General features: G+C 65.9%; 15 protein-coding genes. 12 read left to right on the top strand and 3 right to left on the bottom strand.

The features are described from left to right. Positions 1-67 precede the first annotated feature (67 nt). Entirely contained in the window at positions 68-2,635 is a 2,568-nt protein-coding gene (locus KHN96_RS02630; protein WP_062738609.1) for a 2-oxoglutarate dehydrogenase E1 component, read from the top strand. A gap of 141 nt (positions 2,636-2,776) precedes the next feature. Here KHN96_RS02630 and KHN96_RS02625 read toward each other — a convergent pair whose 3' ends face one another. After that, complete coding sequence (locus KHN96_RS02625) at positions 2,777-3,190, bottom strand: HU family DNA-binding protein (RefSeq protein ID WP_045219204.1); 414 nt, start codon at positions 3,188-3,190, stop codon at positions 2,777-2,779. A 250-nt stretch (positions 3,191-3,440) separates the two neighbouring features. Here KHN96_RS02625 and KHN96_RS02620 point away from each other — a divergent pair, with 250 nt between their 5' ends. From KHN96_RS02620 to KHN96_RS02590, 7 genes are all read left to right on the top strand, one after another. Continuing rightward, positions 3,441-4,430, top strand: a complete 990-nt coding sequence (locus tag KHN96_RS02620) for a MerR family transcriptional regulator (protein WP_045219207.1) — start codon at positions 3,441-3,443, stop codon at positions 4,428-4,430. 86 nt (positions 4,431-4,516) lie between these two features. Then, positions 4,517-5,245: a GTP cyclohydrolase I gene (folE, locus tag KHN96_RS02615; RefSeq protein ID WP_062738610.1), complete on the top strand. Its 729-nt coding sequence runs from the start codon at positions 4,517-4,519 to the stop codon at positions 5,243-5,245. Positions 5,246-5,273: 28 nt separating this feature from the next. Further along, on the top strand, positions 5,274-6,569 hold the full coding sequence (locus KHN96_RS02610) for an NAD(P)/FAD-dependent oxidoreductase (protein ID WP_062738611.1): 1,296 nt from the start codon (positions 5,274-5,276) through the stop codon (positions 6,567-6,569). After that, positions 6,566-7,333: a DUF1365 domain-containing protein gene (locus KHN96_RS02605; RefSeq protein ID WP_062738612.1), complete on the top strand. Its 768-nt coding sequence runs from the start codon at positions 6,566-6,568 to the stop codon at positions 7,331-7,333. The genes KHN96_RS02610 and KHN96_RS02605 overlap by 4 nt, the downstream gene beginning before the upstream one ends. Beyond that, entirely contained in the window at positions 7,330-8,529 is a 1,200-nt protein-coding gene (locus tag KHN96_RS02600; RefSeq protein ID WP_062738613.1) for an SAM-dependent methyltransferase, read from the top strand. Before KHN96_RS02605 ends, KHN96_RS02600 begins: the two co-directional genes overlap by 4 nt. A gap of 2 nt (positions 8,530-8,531) precedes the next feature. Continuing rightward, the gene (locus tag KHN96_RS02595) at positions 8,532-9,308 is read left to right on the top strand and encodes a DUF1295 domain-containing protein (RefSeq protein WP_062738614.1); all 777 of its coding nucleotides are present in this window, start codon (positions 8,532-8,534) and stop codon (positions 9,306-9,308) included. A 29-nt stretch (positions 9,309-9,337) separates the two neighbouring features. Then, on the top strand, positions 9,338-10,438 hold the full coding sequence (locus KHN96_RS02590) for an SAM-dependent methyltransferase (protein ID WP_027680085.1): 1,101 nt from the start codon (positions 9,338-9,340) through the stop codon (positions 10,436-10,438). Positions 10,439-10,453: 15 nt separating this feature from the next. Here KHN96_RS02590 and KHN96_RS02585 read toward each other — a convergent pair whose 3' ends face one another. Then, positions 10,454-10,984, bottom strand: a complete 531-nt coding sequence (locus KHN96_RS02585; RefSeq protein ID WP_062738615.1) for a DUF2878 domain-containing protein — start codon at positions 10,982-10,984, stop codon at positions 10,454-10,456. On the opposite strand from KHN96_RS02585, the gene KHN96_RS02580 reads away from it, so the two are divergent. After that, positions 10,973-11,605, top strand: a complete 633-nt coding sequence (locus tag KHN96_RS02580) for a lipocalin family protein (RefSeq protein WP_102079163.1) — start codon at positions 10,973-10,975, stop codon at positions 11,603-11,605. The genes KHN96_RS02585 and KHN96_RS02580 overlap by 12 nt on opposite strands. 11 nt (positions 11,606-11,616) lie before the next feature. On the opposite strand, the gene KHN96_RS02575 is transcribed toward KHN96_RS02580, so the two are convergent. After that, entirely contained in the window at positions 11,617-12,096 is a 480-nt protein-coding gene (locus KHN96_RS02575) for a chalcone isomerase family protein (RefSeq protein ID WP_045219224.1), read from the bottom strand. Positions 12,097-12,435: 339 nt separating this feature from the next. Between KHN96_RS02575 and KHN96_RS02570 the strand changes: the two genes are divergently transcribed. Genes KHN96_RS02570 through KHN96_RS02560 form a run of 3 tightly spaced genes read left to right on the top strand, consistent with a single transcriptional unit; the run spans position 12,436 to position 15,604 of the window. After that, the gene (locus KHN96_RS02570; RefSeq protein WP_115044462.1) at positions 12,436-13,047 is read left to right on the top strand and encodes a lipocalin family protein; all 612 of its coding nucleotides are present in this window, start codon (positions 12,436-12,438) and stop codon (positions 13,045-13,047) included. A gap of 48 nt (positions 13,048-13,095) precedes the next feature. Continuing rightward, a complete protein-coding gene (locus KHN96_RS02565; RefSeq protein WP_062738616.1) occupies positions 13,096-14,637 on the top strand; it encodes a cryptochrome/photolyase family protein in 1,542 nt (513 codons plus the stop codon). Between the two features lie 34 nt (positions 14,638-14,671). Beyond that, positions 14,672-15,604, top strand: a complete 933-nt coding sequence (locus tag KHN96_RS02560) for a TIGR01777 family oxidoreductase (RefSeq protein WP_062738617.1) — start codon at positions 14,672-14,674, stop codon at positions 15,602-15,604. Positions 15,605-15,649 lie beyond the last annotated feature (45 nt).

The following is a 15,649-nucleotide window of genomic DNA, read 5'->3' as shown; positions in this document are numbered from 1 at the left end:
TGCGCGCGGGAGCATGGCGTGCCGGTGGTGGGGGCAAACCACGGTGTCTCTTTTCTCGTGAACAACCATGTCTTCACACTCTCCGCAACTTGTCGAAGTGGGGCCGGACCCCACGCTTGCCCCGGTGGCTGCCGCCACCGCTGTCGGCGGCCTGATCGACGCATACCGCGAGCTCGGCTATCGCCGCGCGCGTCTCGATCCGCTTGCGCGCGTGCCGTTGCCCGACGTGCCCGAACTGCGTCCGGCGTTCCATGGCCTGGACCCGGCACAGCGCCGCGAACCGGATGGCACCGCCCTGCCGACAGCGACCACCGTGCAGGAGCTCGAGTGGCAGCTCAGGCGCGTGTATTGCGGATCGATCGGTCTCGATTGCAGCGGTGTGCGCAAGCGCCAGCGCCGTGCGTGGCTTCATGCCCGCATGGAAACCGAACTGCTTGCCCCGCCGCCGGCGCCCGAGCACAAGCGCTGGCTGCTGGGCCGGCTGCTGGCCGCTGAAATGTGGGAGCGGCTGGCTGGCAGCACGTTCGCGCACGCCAAGCGGTTCTCGCTGGAGGGCTGCGAGAGCCTGGTGCCGCTGCTCGACACGCTCATCGAAGAGGCCGGCAACTGCGGCGTACGCCAGATCTTTCTCGGCCTGCCGCACCGTGGGCGCCTGAACGCGCTGGTCAACGTGATGGGGGTGGATGCGCGCGGCATGCTCGAGCGGCTCGATCCGGATTCCGACGTCGCCATCGCGCAGCGCGACCTGCCGTATCACCTCGGGGGCGCGGCCCGGCGCACCGTTGCCGGCGGTGAAGTGTCTCTGGTGCTGGCGCCCAATCCATCGCATCTGCAAAGTGTGTATCCGGTCGTCTGCGGCATGGCCCGCGCGTACGTGGACGAACACCCCGATACACCGTGCGTGCCGATCATGGTGCACGGCGACGCGGCGTTCGCTGGGCAGGGCGTCGTCATGGAAACGCTGAACCTGACCCGCCGCAGCGGCTATACCGCTGGCGGCGTCGTGCACGTGATCGTCAACAACCAGATCGGCTTCACCACGCCCAACGCGATGGACGTGCGCGCGAACGACTACTGCACTGACGTCACCCGCATGGTCGATGCGCCGGTCCTTCACGTCAATGCGGACGATCCGGAAGCCGTCGTGCGCGCAGCACGGATCGCCATCGCATACCGCATGGAGCACGGTGCCGACATCGTCATCGACCTGATCGGCTACCGGCGCCTGGGCCATTCCGAGCACGACACGCCCGCCCTCACGCAGCCCGCATTGCATGCGGCCATTGCGGCGCATCCCACGGTCACCGAGCAGTATCACCCGGCCAGCGCGGCATCGACGCGCCTGGCCGACCTGCGCGAGCACGCGCTGCGGACGCTGGTGGCGGGGCATGCCGCAGCGGTGTCCGCCGCGGATGCGGTAGCTGGCCCCGCGTGCACGCGGCGACCGCTTCAGCCGCTGTCGTTGCGGCGCCTGCAGGCGCTCACGCAAACGTTGACCACACCGCCCGACGGTGTCCTGCTGCACGACGTGGTGCGCGGTCTGTGCGAGCGCTGGCGTACGGCGGTGTCGGACGGCGAGCAAGCGGCCGACTGGTGCATGGCCGAAAACCTGGCCTATGCCACCTTGCTCGAAGACGGCCACAGCGTACGGCTGTCCGGCATGGATGTGGGCCGCGGCACGTTCATGCACCGCCATGCGGTATGGCACTCGCAAGCGACGCAGCCTGCCGAGCGCAGTCCGTACGTCCCGCTGCAGCACCTGGCGCCACACCAAGGTGGGTTTGACGTCCTCAACTCGCCGCTGTCGGAAGAGGCTGCGCTCGGCTTCGAGTACGGCTATAGCGTGCAGACCCGTACGCGGCTCACGCTCTGGGAGGCGCAGTTCGGCGATTTCGTCAACGGCGCCCAGGTCTTCATCGACCAGTACATCGCATCGGGCGAGTACAAATGGGGTTGCCGGTCTGCGCTCGCGATGCTGCTGCCGCACGGCCATGAAGGCGTCGGCCCCGAGCATTCGAGCGGGTTCCTGGGCCGCTTCCTGCAACTGTGCGCGGACGGCAACCTGCGCGTCGTCATGCCGTCGACCTCCGGCCAGTGGTTCCACCTGCTGCGCGAGCAGGCCGCGCTGACCGAGCCCAAGCCGTTGATCGTCATGTCGCCCAAGGCGGAGCTGCTGGGTCATGCACGTTCGCATGCGCGCGTGCGCGACCTTGTCGAGGGCGCGTTCATGCCGGTCTTGCCCGACACCGCAACGCGCGATCCGGACGCCGTCACGCGGGCCGTGCTGTGCAGCGGCAAGTTCTTCTATGAACTGCTCGCACAGCGCGAGCGGGAGGGGCGCGCCGATGTCGCGCTGATCCGCGTGGAGCAGCTGTATCCGTTCCCCCAGCACGCGCTCAAGGCCGCGCTGGAGCGATTCCCGAACCTGGCGGAAATCGTCTGGGCGCAGGAGGAAGACGCCAACCAGGGGGCATGGCGCTCCGTGCGCGACGCACTGGAGGGGTCAGTACCGAAGGGCAGTCGCCTCGCCGCGGTGTGCCGTCGGGCTACGCCGTCGGGGGCGCATGCGTCGGTGCGTGCGCATCAGGCCGAGCAGCGCCGTCTGGTTGCGGCGGCGTTCGCGGCGCTGTCTTGATCGGCGCGGCGTGGGCACGCCGGGCTGCGGGTACCGTATTCGAGTGGAAACGTTACCCGCCGCTCGGACGTGCGCGAGGGCGTTGCCCGTTCAGCGGCAGCGCCCAAAAGAAAAGGGAGCCGAAGCTCCCTTGATGAGACGTCAGCCGTTCACGGCGGCGTCCTTGACCTTCTTCAGCGCCCGGACCTTCACCCGCACCGTTGCCGGCTTGGCCTCGAACCACTGTTCCAGGCCCGTAAACGGGTTCTTGCCGAAGCGGCGCTTGGTCGCCGGCACCTTCACCGACGTCACCTTGAACAGGCCCGGCAGCGTGAATTCGCCAGCGCCCTTCTTGTGCAGGGCGCCCAGGATGGTGTGCTCAAGGTGCTGAAGCACAGCCTTCACCGACTTGGCGTCGACGGCGGCCTGCTCGGCCAGATGGCTGACCAGGCTCGCCTTGGTGAACGTGTTCTTCAGCGGCTTGACGGCCGGTGCCGCGGCAGCGGCTTTCTTGGCCGGTGCGGTTTTCTTTGCCGGTGCGGCTTTCTTTGCTGCGGTCTTGGTTTTCGTCGCCATGGGATGCGTAGATTGGATTGAAATGGGCCATCCGGGATGGGCACGCAATGGCGTGCGGGGGCAAGCATAGCACCACGTTGGGAACGGCCGGGCAGAAAGGGGGGGCGGCCTCGTCTGCCTGTGGCGGCACGACGTTCCGCATAAATCCAACTCAAATCCTGTTCAATCGTACGAAAATGTGGCGTATCCCGCGACATTTCGTTGACGTTATCCCGTCCACCGCGTTTCATGTAAGCGAATCAGCGCTCGCATGGAGACGCATGTGCAACACGAAGACAACGCAACGCCACGGTATCGAAGCGGTACAGCCGCCCGCATGGCCCGGATGCCTGTGTCCACGCTCCGTGTGTGGGAACAGCGCTACGGCGTGATTTCGCCCGCCAAATCGGAGACAGGCCAGCGGTTGTATTCCGGCGAAGACGTCCGGCGCCTGGCGCTGCTCAGGACGCTGGTCAATCGCGGACACGCGATCGGCACGATTGCACGCATCAGCAGCGCCGAGCTTGAACAGCTTCTGGAAGCATCACAGGCCAGCGAAGAGCCGGGTCCGCCCGTGGCCGGGCACGCTGCAATCTCGCTCGCCGTTTGTGGCAGCCTGCTGGCCGAACGCGTGCGGCGCAGGAAAACCACGCTCGCCTCCCTCGGCGTTGACGCGGTCTCTGAACTCCCCGCCCTGGATGGACACGTGCCGCCTGCGGTACCGGCTGGTACGGACGTCCTGATCGTCGACGCGGCTTCCTTGCAGCCTGACACCGCGCAAGCCATCCTGGTGGCAGCCCGCAGCACGGGCACGCGTGCGGTGGGCGTGATCTACAGCTTTGGCACGGTCCGCGCCACCGACATGCTGCGCGCCGCCGGTGTGCGCCTGTATCGGGACCCCAACGCCCAGGCCGAACTGGACCAGATACTGAACGAGTTGACGCAGCTCGTGCGCGTCGACGTTGTCTACGGGAAGCTCGAGCCCCTGCGTCGGAATGCGCGCCGTTTCACCGACCGCCAACTGGACATCTTTGCCAATGCGTCACAGACGATTGCGTGCGAGTGCCCACGGCATCTTGTCGACCTGATCCGGCAGCTCGATGCCTTTGAGCGGTTCAGTGACGGCTGCGCGGTGCGCTCGACGCTCGATGAGCAACTGCACCGGCATCTGGGCGATGTCGCCAACCGCGCGCGGCTGATGCTGGAAGACGCGATGGAGTTCGCCATACGGGCCGAGTCGATGCATCCACCCGCCACTTAGCCGCGTATACGCAACAGAGCGCCGCCAGGGCGCTGTGCTGAGCCGGCATGGGCGGTGAGCGCCGCCCGCTTTTCGGAGGCATTTCAATGAAACTGACTTTGGATCCGCCCGGGTTTGCCGGGGCGGCTGGCAGCGTGCCGCTTTCTGTCCGGATTCGGGAGCGGCTGATGAGTGCCGGCCACCGTTTTCACGCCAACGACAACATCGCCGCCTACCTGCGCGAGGGTGAACTGGACCTGCTCCAGGCAGAGGTGGAGGAGCGCCTGCAGGCGGTGCTGCGCGCGCTGGTCATCGATGTGGAACAAGACCACAACAGCCGGGAAACCGCGCGCCGCGTCGCCAAGATGTTCGTGCGCGAGGTGTTTGCCGGCCGCTACGTCAAAGCCCCCGAAGTGACGGCGTTTCCGAATGCGGAGCGGCTCAACGAGCTGATGGTGGTCGGGCCGTTGCGGGTGCGCAGCGCCTGCTCGCACCACCTGTGTCCGGTGATGGGGCGCGCGTGGGTCGGCGTCATGCCGCGCCAGGACTCCCAGTTGATCGGGCTGTCCAAGTACGCCCGGCTGATCGACTGGGTCATGAGCCGTCCGCAGATCCAGGAAGAAGCCATCAAGCAGATCGCCGATTTGCTGGAAGACCGCATGGCGCCCGACGGCCTGGCCGTTGTGCTGGAGGCCGAGCACTACTGCATGCACTGGCGCGGTACGAAAGACGACGAGTCGCGCATGGTGAGCAGCGTGATGCGCGGCGTGTTTCTGACCGATCCCAGCCTGCGGCGCGAGTTTCTTGCGCTGCTGCCCGGCCGCCACGGCGGATGAGCGCCCAGCCAATCCAAGAGGCATCGCCTTGAACATTCTTCAGTTTCCTGCAAAGCGCATTGCCGTGGTCGGCTCCGGCATCTCGGGGCTGGCGGCGGCGCATTTTCTTGCGAAGCGGCACGCCGTGACGCTGTTCGAGGCCGCGCCACGGCTTGGCGGGCACACCAATACGGTCGACATCGAGGAGGGCGGGCAGGTCTTTGGAGTCGATACCGGTTTTCTCGTGTTCAATACCCGCACGTATCCGAACCTGATTGCGTTGTTCGATGAACTTGGCGTAGCGCATTGCGAGAGCGACATGTCGTTCAGCGTGTCGGTCGACGGCGGGGCGCTGGAATGGGCCGGCACCAGCCTCAGCACGGTCTTTGCGCAGCCGCGCAATCTGGTGTCGGCGCGGTTCCTGTCGATGCTGAGCGACATCCTGCGCTTCAACCGCCAGGCGCACGCCAATCTGGCCATGGCGCGCAACGAGCGCCACAGCCTCGGCACGCTGCTGGCGGCCGGCCGCTATGGCGAGCCATTCTGCGCCCACTATCTACTGCCGATGGCAGCCGCCATCTGGTCGACGCCGAGCCGCGAGATCCTGGCGTTTCCGGCCGAAACATTCCTTCGGTTCTGTCTGAACCACGGCTTGCTGCAGGTCTTCAACCGGCCGCGTTGGCGGACCGTCAAAGGCGGCGCGCGCAGCTATGTGCAGGCGATTGCCGGCCGGCTGGCCGATGTGCGTGTCGGCACGCCGGTGCGCGGCATCCGCCGGGCAGAGGCCCATGTCGATATCCGCACGGATGCGGGAAGCGAGCGATACGACGCCGTGGTGCTCGCCACGCATGCACCGCAGACGTTGCAGCTGCTCGACGATGCCACCGACGACGAGCGCGCCGTGCTGGGCGCTTTCCGGTATCAGCCCAACACCGCATTCCTGCATCGGGATACCCGCCTGTTGCCGCGTCGGCGGCGCGTGTGGTCGGCCTGGAACTATCTGGACGCGCCCCACGCCGGCGCAACGGCGGGCGCGCCGTGCGTCAGCTACCTGCTGAACCAGCTGCAACCGCTGCCGGTGACGACGCCCGTGGTGGTCACGCTCAATCCATCCGCGCCGCCCGCGCCCGAGCTTGAGTATCGGCGCTTCGAATACGAGCATCCGGTGTTCGACCAACCGGCCATCGACGCGCAGGCCCGCCTGCCGGCATTGCAGGGCCGCAGCCGCACCTGGTTTGCGGGCGCCTGGACCGGCTACGGATTCCACGAAGACGGCCTGAAGTCCGCGCTGCGCGTCGTGGCGGATTTCGGCTGCGCTCCGGCCTGGGCACAGGTGGCGCCATGAACGGCGACGCACAGCTTCTCGTCGGCCAGGTCATGCACCGTCGCCTGCGGCCGGTCGCCAATCGCTTCGTCTATCCGGTGTTTGCCGTGCGGGTGAAGCTCTCCGCGCTGGGTCGCCTGACCGGAGCGTGGTTCGGCGTCGACTGCCTCCGCCCGCTGTCCTTGCGCGTGCGTGACTACGGCCCGCGCGACGGCACGGATCTGCTCGCGTGGATACGTGGCGTGCTGAGCAGCGCGGGTTTGCCTGCCGATGGCGAGGTCTGGCTGCAGACCTTTCCGCGCATTGCCGGCTGGATGTTCAACCCCGTCTCGTTCTGGTATTGCCACGACGCGGCCGGCACGCTGCGCGCGGTCTTGGCCGAAGTCAACAACACCTTCGGGCAGCACCATCGATACCTGCTGTGCGCGCACGACGGCGGGGCCATCGACGCGCACACCGTGCTGACGTGCCGCAAGCAACTGCATGTCTCGCCGTTCTGCCGGGTCGAGGGCGGTTATCGGTTCCGCTTTGCCGAGGGCGCTGCAACGGCGCTGGTGCGCATCGACTATCACGACCGAGACGGCGCCTTGCTGCAGACCGCCATCGGTGGCCGGTTGCAGCCGTTCGATGCCGCCCACCTGCGACGCGCGCTGCTGCGCCAGCCTTTGCTTGCACTGCAGGTCATCGGCCGCATCCATTGGCAGGCCCTGCGCCTGTGGTTCAAGGGCGTGCCGTTTTTTGGCCGCGTCCCGCACGACAGATCTTCTCCGGAGAACTCCCGATGACAGCCTCGCGCTCCCTTGCCTGGGTGCCGCCCCATGTTCCTGCTGCCGGCCGGCTGTTTCTAGCGCTGGCCGGGCGGCTGCGGCACGGCGTCCTTCACCTTGTCACGCCTGATGGCGAGGTGCAGATCGGCGATGCCCCGTCGCCCCTCGTGGCAGATCTGCGCATCACCGACTGGCGCGCCTGCGGACGCATCCTGCGCAGCGGCGACGTGGGCTTTGCCGAAGCATATCGCGACGGATGGATCGACTCGGGCAACCTCACCAACCTGCTGCGGCTGGCCATCGTCAATGCGGCCACGCTGGACCAGGCGATCTTCGGGAATGCGCTGGCGCGCTCCGTCCTGCGCCTGCGCCACCTGCTGCGCCGGAACAGCCGCCGCGGCAGCCGTCGCAATATCCATCTGCATTACGACCTGGGTAACGATTTCTATCGCCTCTGGCTGGACGAAGGCATGGCGTATTCGTCGGCCTGGTTCAACGGCAATCTGCGGCATGGCCTTGCTGAGGCGCAAGCCGCCAAGTACCGGCGCGTGTGCGACCTGCTGAGGGTAGGGCCCGGCATGGATGTGCTGGAAATCGGCTGCGGATGGGGCGGCCTGATGGAGATGGCCTGCGCGCGCGGTGCACACGTGCACGGCATCACACTCTCGGAAGAACAGCGCCGCTATACGGCCGAGCGCCTGGCCGACGAGCCCCGGGCCCGCGTGGAGCTGCGTGACTATCGGGACCTGGACGGGGCGTACGACGCCATCGCCTCCATCGAGATGTTCGAGGCCGTGGGCGAGGCGTACTGGTCGAGCTACTTCCGGACGCTGGTGCGCTGCCTGCGGCATGGCGGCCGGGCGCTGGTGCAGAGCATCACCATCGACGAAGCGCATTTCGAGCGCTACCGCGCCGGCACCGATTTCATCCAGCAGTTCATCTTCCCGGGCGGCATGTTGCCCAGTCGCGAGCGCTTTATCCGGCTGGCGGAGCAACACGGTTTGCGTGTGGTCGACCGCCTCGACTTCGGCCGCGACTACGCAGAGACACTGCGCCGCTGGAGCCAGCGTTTCGAAGCCCGCCTGGAGGCCGTGCGCGCGCTCGGCTTCGACGAGCCCTTCATCCGCATCTGGCGGCTGTACTTCGCTTACTGCGAGGCCGGCTTTGACGAGGGGCGGATCGGCGTGTCGCAGTTTCTGCTGCAGCGGGGGTGACGATGTCGGCGATCGGCGTTGCACTGGTTGCGCTGGTGTTCCTGGTGGCGGTGTTCAGTGCCGTGTGGGCATGGCAGCTGAGCACCAGGAACGCCGGCATGGTCGATCCCGTCTGGGCGTTCTCGCTGGGCGTGGTGGCGTTGCTCTACGCGGCGCTGAGCACCGGTTCGTTGCCGGCACGCTTGCTGGTCGGGGCCGGCGGTGCGGTGTGGGGTGCGCGCCTTGGCTGGCACCTGTGGCGGCGCAACGCCGGCAAGCCGGAAGACGCGCGCTACCGCAAGTTGCGTGAGGAGTGGGGCCCGGCCGCATCGCGAAACATGTTTGGTTTCTTCCAGTTGCAGGCGGTGGTCTCGATGTTTCTGTCGATCGCGTTTGCCGTGCCGAGCTACCGGCAGGATTCCCCCAGCGCTTTCGCCATGGCGATTGCGGTGGCCCTGTGGTTGGTGGCTGTGGCGGGCGAGGCCGTGGCAGACGGGCAATTGCGCCGCTTTGCAGCCGACCCGGCCAACCGTGGCAAGACCTGCCAGGTGGGGCTGTGGCGCTATTCGCGGCATCCCAACTATTTTTTTGAATGCGTGCACTGGCTGGCCTATGTGCCCCTGGCGCTCGGGTCGCCCTGGGCATGGCTCACGCTGTTGCCGCCCGTGGCCATGGCGTGGTTGCTCGTCAAGGTTTCGGGCGTTCCGATGCTTGAGGCCCACATGCACGCCACGCGCGATGACTATGCCGAGTACGCCCGCACGACGAGCGTACTGATCCCCTGGCCGCCGCGCCACTGATACCAGACGTACAGATCCAAGGAGCCCACATGACTGCACTGTCCACGCCGACCCTACCGCCGCAGGCTGCGGCCGACGCCAGTGACGGCTGGCTCATCCAGTGCTGCGAGCGCGGATGGCTGCCGGATGGGCTCGTGCGCGCCGGCATGCGCGCCCTGATGCGCCAACGCCTGCGAGACGAAGGTCTGAACGACGGCGAACTGCGTTCGCGTCGTTTCAATGCACTGCTGGACGAGCTGCACGGCAGCCCCATCGCCATCGAGACAGATGCGGCCAACACGCAGCACTACGAATTGCCGCCCGCCTTTTTCGAGGCCCATCTGGGGCCGCAGTTGAAATACTCCTGCGCCCTGTACCCGACTGGCAACGAAACGCTGGCCGAGGCCGAAGAGGCAATGTTTGCCTGCTACGCCGAGCGCGCCAGCCTGGCTGACGGTCAGTGCATTCTGGATCTGGGTTGCGGCTGGGGGTCGTTGTCGCTGTGGATGGCCAAGCGCTATCCCAACGCACGCATCGTGGCGTTGTCGAATTCGCGGGGCCAGCGCAACTGGATCGAGGCTCGCGCCGCCGAGCGAGGCCTGACGAACCTGACCGTGCACACCGGAAACATCGTCGATTTCGAGTTTGCCGAGATGCCCAAGGGCGGCCGCTTTGACCGTGTTGTCTCGATCGAAATGTTCGAGCACATGAAGAACTACGGCCTGCTGTTGAGCAAGATCGCGCGATGGATGCGACCGGACGCGGTGCTGTTCGTGCACATCTTTGCGCATCGCACGCTGGCGTATCACTTTCAGGTGCAGGACGGCACCGACTGGATGTCGAAGTACTTCTTCACGGGCGGCACGATGCCATCGGAGGCGTTGCTGCTGGAATTCCAGGACGACCTGCGCATGGCGCGGCACTGGTGGGTCAGCGGCACGCACTACGCGCGCACCGCCGACCATTGGCTCGCCAACCTGGACGCGGCCCGTGATCGTTTGATGCCGGTGTTCGTCCAGACCTACGGCAAGGCCCAGGCGGCCGTGTGGTTTCAGCGCTGGCGCATGTTCTACCTGGCAGTCTCGACGTTGTTCGGTTATGCAAACGGCAACGAATGGGGCGTGGCGCATTACCGGTTCGTCAAGCGCTAGGCACCGCAGCGGTAGTCAGGGCGAAATGCCGGTGCCATCGGTGCGCTCGCCCATCCACACCAGCAGCGGCATCCATATCGCCCAACCGATGGCCAGTGTGCCGAGCGTGGCAGCCATCTCTGAAATGTGTGCGGCCCCAAGCGCTGCGCCCGCACGAAACGAGAGCGGGCCGGCAACGGCTCCCAGCAGCATCGCCAGCCACCATCTGCCGCGCAGCCAACGAAAGAGGACATTCACTTGGATCGCGAACAGCACCCACAGCGCCAGCAGCCAGGGCGGTGCGAATCCGGCCCACAACGTGCCGTGCGGATAGGCGATGAGGCCGGCACGTATCAGGGCGGTTTCCCACGGCGCCGCCAGCACCACGACCCACACCACCAGCCGCAACTCCCACCGCGGCTGGGGGGCTTGCCGCAAGTGCAGCGCCAGCAGTCCGGCGACGAAGACGATGCCGACCCACGCGGCGTCGCGCGCGGCACTCAGCACGCAGACAAACCAGCCGGCCTGTCCGGCCACCGCATAGAGGAGAGCACGATGAGAACGCATCAAAGAGGCCCTCGTGGGGTCATCCTGTCAGGTTGGGCACGTTGTCTGGCCGTCGTCACGCTGGCGCTGGCCAGCACGGCCTGCTCCGGCCCACCGCCGAATCCGAACCCGCTGGCGGCCGTGCCGCTGCAGACGGTTTCGGTCGACCTGCCGCGCTACATGGGGCGTTGGTATGTCATCGCCAACATTCCGTACTTTGGCGAGCGGGGCAACGTCGGCAGCTATGCCGAATGGTCGCTGCGGCCCGATGGCCGTATTGACGATGCGTACGTCTATCGGCCCGGCAGTTTCGACGCGCCGTTCAAACGCATGCAGTTCGTCGATTCGGTGGTGGACGGCAGTGGCGGCGGCGAATGGCGCGTGCGGTTGTTCTGGCCCATCTATGTGTCGCAACTGACGCTGTATGTCGACCCCGAATACCGCGTGACCCTGCTCGGCTATCCGGACAAAAGCCTCGGCTGGGTGTTCTCGCGCGAGCCCAACATGAGCGATGCGGACTATCGCGCGGCATTGGGCCGTTTCCAGGCCATGGGTTACGACATTTCGCGTTTCCGGCGCGTACCGCAGTTCCCGAGCCAGATCGGGCAACCGGGCTTCCAGTCGCCGGGAGACGCCAACTAGCCGTGCGCGCATCAACGTGACTTGCCCAGAAGGTGACGGCGCAAGGACGGAGCGCGCGTGCCGGGTGCCAGCCAGATATCGAAAAAGGCGCGCGCAAACGCGGGATCGTTCACCTCGGTCGTCAGTTGTCCATTTGCGTAGAAGCGTGCGCCGCGGCCGGGCAGATACACGCCGCACAAAGTGTCGCCCGGTTTGACATCGGGGAAGGCGGGCGTCATGGCGCGCTGCCATTGCGCGAGCGTGTCGTCTGGCGGCACGGGGCTCTGCAGCCGGCGAATTTCGTCGATGGCGGTTTCGATGAGGCGGCTTCGTTCGATTGCGCGCCGGTATGTCACTTCCAGCGCAAAGGGCGCGTCATAGCTGGGCGGGAGTTCAGCGCTCCACAACTGCGCGTCGTAGAGGCAGAACCCCAGCAGGCACAGCGCTCCCTTGCCTGACAGCTGCGGCGCGGGCACCGTGTCGCGGCAGTCGGCCCAGGCGCCGACGCTCATGATGGAAGACAGGACAAGCGCCAAGGCTCGGGCGGCGTGAACGCGTTTGGCAGGCATATTCCGAGGGCGTGCGTGGGGTCAAGCGTTGAACAGGCTGCTTTGAAAGTCTACTGACAGAGCCTCTGACGCGGAGGCGCCGGTGCGAAATTTTCTCGATGCAAATCGTGCTCATGGCTTACACCGATCTGCAACGGGATTCATCGGGTGTAGACGCATTTGCCAACGCAAAGCGTGTTCATTGGTTGGAATGCGCCGCGCGTTCTGCTGCATTTCGTTGACGCGCTGCGTGGTGCAGCGTTTCATGTCGCCATGGGCGGCATTCATGTAGGGAGGAGTTGAATGGCAGATGCGTTGACAACCGCGTTTCAACGCGCGAAGCGTGGCCTGCGTGCAGTGCGCGCGCGCTTGCAATGGTGGGCACTGGTGCCGGTGCTGGCAGGCACGATGCTTCTGGCAGGCTGTGTGCCGACGAGCCCGCCCGAAGGCATCACTGCTGTTACGCCGTTCGATCTTCAACGGTATCAGGGGCGCTGGTACGAGCAGGCACGGCTCGATCATTCGTTCGAGCGAGGCTTGACCGACGTATCGGCCACGTACCAGCCCCAACCTGACGGCAGCGTGCGTGTGGTCAATCGTGGCTTCGATCCGGCCAAGAATGAATGGCGCGAGGCGGTCGGCAAAGCGCTGTTCGTGGGCAGCCCCGATACGGGCTCGCTGAAGGTGTCCTTCTTCGGTCCGTTTTATGGTGGCTATCACGTGGCGGCGCTCGATCCGGGCTATCGCTGGGCGCTGGTTGTCGGGCCGGACCGCAGCTACTGCTGGGTGTTGACGCGGGACAGGCAACTCGATCCCGCGCAGCGGGAGGCGATCTTTACGCGTGCACGTGCGCTGGGCATTGATACGAATGCGCTCATCTTGGTATCCCATGAGCGGCAGGATCCGTCTCAGTAGCGCGAGGGCGTATGCACAAGACCGAAGGCGAGCACGCGGCGCAATGACATGAACCAACGCGCAAAGATTCTCCGGCTGGTGCTGGGCGATCAGCTCAACCCGCTGCATTCATGGTTTGCGGAGGTGGACGCGGACGTCGTCTACGTGCTGATGGAAGTGCGTCAGGAAACGGACTACGTCCTGCACCACGCGCAGAAGATCCTTGCCATCTTTGCGGCCATGCGCGACTTTGCGCGCGGTCTCCGGGCGGCGGGGCACCGCGTGCGGTATGTGGCGATCGACGATGAAAGCAACCGCCAGTCCGTGACCGAGAATCTCGCCGCGCTCGCCCGGCACTACGGCGCCGAGCGGGTCGAATGGCAATCCCCTGACGAGTGGCGCCTGGATGAACAGTTGCGTCGTTGGGCGCCAGCGCAGTCGCTGTCGACGTGCGAGGTCGATACGGAACACTTCCTGACGGGCAGGCATGAACTTGCCGCGATGTTTGACGGCCGCAAGCAATGGCTCATGGAGCGGTTCTATCGCGAGATGCGCCGCCGCTTTGGTGTGCTGCTCGACGGCACGGGGGCGCCGGAGGGCGGACAGTGGAATTTCGATCATGACAACCGCAAGCCGTGGCGCGGCTCGCCGCCGGAGCCCGCCGACGCGCGTCCTGTGCATGACCACCGGGCGTTGTGGGAGACCATCGAACGCAGCGGTGTGAAGTCGTTCGGCAACCCGCAGGCCGGGGCATTGCGGTGGCCCTTGAACCGCGCTGAAGCGCTGGCCTGCCTGGACGCGTTTGTCGGGCAGGTGCTGCCGCACTTTGGCGATTTTGAAGATGCCATGAGCAGCAGCCACCAGCGGTTGTTCCACTCGTTGCTGTCTTTTTCGCTCAACGTGAAGATGCTGAATCCGCGCGAGGTGATCGATCGCGCCGAGGCAGCGTATCGGCATGGCAAGGCACCATTGCCTGCCGTGGAGGGGTTTATCCGCCAGATCCTGGGCTGGCGCGAATATGTACGCGGCATCTACTGGGCGCAGATGCCCGGGTACGCTTCGAGCAACGTGCTGAACCACGATGCGCCGCTGCCGTCCTGGTTCTGGAGCGGAAAGACGCAGATGCGCTGCCTGCAACTCGCCATCGGCCAGTCGTTGCAAACCGCTCATGCCCATCACATTCAGCGCCTCATGGTGATCGGCAACTTCGCCTTGCTGGCGGGGCTCGCGCCGGACGAGGTGCACCGCTGGTACCTCGGCGTGTACATCGACGCATTCGAATGGGTGGAGCTGCCGAATACGGTGGGCATGAGCCAATGGGCAGACGGCGGCCGCATCGCCACCAAGCCGTATGTCAGTAGCGCCGCTTATCTTTCCCGCATGAGCGATTACTGCAAGGGCTGCCATTACGACAGCAAGCAGCGCGTCGGTGAGCGCGCATGTCCTTACAACGCGCTGTACTGGGATTTCTTTGCGCGCCACAGTGAAGTGTTCGGCCGTAACCCGCGGCTGTCGATGGTCTATCGGCAACTCGCCAAGATGGAACCCGAAGAGCGCGACGCCCTGCGCAAGCGCGCCGAAGACGTGCGCGCAAGGCTGGAGGCGTTATGACTGCGTTGAACCGCAATAAGGAGGTTGCCCCATCGTGCGCATCCTGCTGACTGGAGGCACCGGATTGATCGGGCGGGCACTGTGCCGCCACTGGCAGGCGCAGGGGCACGATCTGGTGGTCTGGAGCCGTACGCCTGAACGCGTCGCGCGGCTGTGTGCCGGTGCGCGCGGCATCGCAGCGCTGCGAGAGCTGGACGGTGCCGCGCCATTGGATGCAGTCATCAATCTGGCGGGCGCGCCGATTGCCGATCGCCCGTGGAGCGCGGCCCGACGAGAGCTTCTATGGCGCAGCCGCGTCGATCTGACCCGGGAACTCGTGGATTGGCTCGGCCGTTGCGAGCGGCCGCCTCGCGTGCTGGTTTCCGGATCTGCCACCGGCTGGTATGGCGATCGAGGGCAGGAACCCCTGGATGAAGACAGCGGCGCTGGCAACGGCGACTTTGGCAGTCAACTCTGCGTCGCGTGGGAGGAGGAAGCGCGCCGTGCCGAGGCGCTTGGCGTGCGGGTCGTGTTACTGCGCACGGCGCCCGTGTTTGCAAGCGAAGGCGGCATGTTGCCCAGGCTGCGTCTGCCGTTCAGCATGGGGCTTGGCGGTCGGCTTGGGAGTGGGCGTCAATGGATGCCGTGGATCCATCTTGACGACGTGGTCGGTCTGATCGATTTCCTTTTGCACCACGCCGATGGTTGGGGCGCTTTCAATGCGTGTGCACCGGACCTCGTCAGCAACGCAGACTTTGCCCGCACGTTGGCGGCGACGCTGCGCAGGCCGATGTTCCTGTCGGTGCCTGCCTGGGTATTGCGCATGGCGCTGGGCGAAATGTCCGTGTTGCTGCTCGGCAGCCAACGTGTGCAACCGCGACGGGCCTTGGAGGCCGGCTATCGGTTTCGCTTCCCGAATCTGGAGGAGGCGCTGGCGGGTCTGCTGGTGCAGGATCAGCATCCTGCGAGCCGGCAATCCGCAGATTGATGTTGAGCGGCGGGAGCCACCCCCGCCGCATAGCTGGGTACAGAC

It is taken from the genome of Ralstonia mannitolilytica, assembly GCF_905397375.1.
In the GTDB taxonomy this organism is placed as follows: Bacteria; Pseudomonadota; Gammaproteobacteria; order Burkholderiales; family Burkholderiaceae; genus Ralstonia; species Ralstonia mannitolilytica.
Note: the sequence above shows the minus strand (reverse complement) of the source record. Positions and strands in the feature narration are given on the sequence as shown.

Coding starts and splice junctions, on each gene's coding strand:
- KHN96_RS02590 (WP_027680085.1), top strand. CDS start 9,338: ATGACTGCACTGTCCACGCCGACCCTACCGCCGCAGGCTGCGGCCGAC.
- KHN96_RS02580 (WP_102079163.1), top strand. CDS start 10,973: ATGAGAACGCATCAAAGAGGCCCTCGTGGGGTCATCCTGTCAGGTTGG.
- KHN96_RS02630 (WP_062738609.1), top strand. CDS start 68: ATGTCTTCACACTCTCCGCAACTTGTCGAAGTGGGGCCGGACCCCACG.
- KHN96_RS02570 (WP_115044462.1), top strand. CDS start 12,436: ATGGCAGATGCGTTGACAACCGCGTTTCAACGCGCGAAGCGTGGCCTG.
- KHN96_RS02600 (WP_062738613.1), top strand. CDS start 7,330: ATGACAGCCTCGCGCTCCCTTGCCTGGGTGCCGCCCCATGTTCCTGCT.
- folE (WP_062738610.1), top strand. CDS start 4,517: ATGAAACTGACTTTGGATCCGCCCGGGTTTGCCGGGGCGGCTGGCAGC.
- KHN96_RS02575 (WP_045219224.1), bottom strand. CDS start 12,096: ATGAGCGTCGGCGCCTGGGCCGACTGCCGCGACACGGTGCCCGCGCCG.
- KHN96_RS02620 (WP_045219207.1), top strand. CDS start 3,441: ATGGAGACGCATGTGCAACACGAAGACAACGCAACGCCACGGTATCGA.
- KHN96_RS02585 (WP_062738615.1), bottom strand. CDS start 10,984: ATGCGTTCTCATCGTGCTCTCCTCTATGCGGTGGCCGGACAGGCCGGC.
- KHN96_RS02625 (WP_045219204.1), bottom strand. CDS start 3,190: ATGGCGACGAAAACCAAGACCGCAGCAAAGAAAGCCGCACCGGCAAAG.
- KHN96_RS02595 (WP_062738614.1), top strand. CDS start 8,532: ATGTCGGCGATCGGCGTTGCACTGGTTGCGCTGGTGTTCCTGGTGGCG.
- KHN96_RS02605 (WP_062738612.1), top strand. CDS start 6,566: ATGAACGGCGACGCACAGCTTCTCGTCGGCCAGGTCATGCACCGTCGC.
- KHN96_RS02565 (WP_062738616.1), top strand. CDS start 13,096: ATGAACCAACGCGCAAAGATTCTCCGGCTGGTGCTGGGCGATCAGCTC.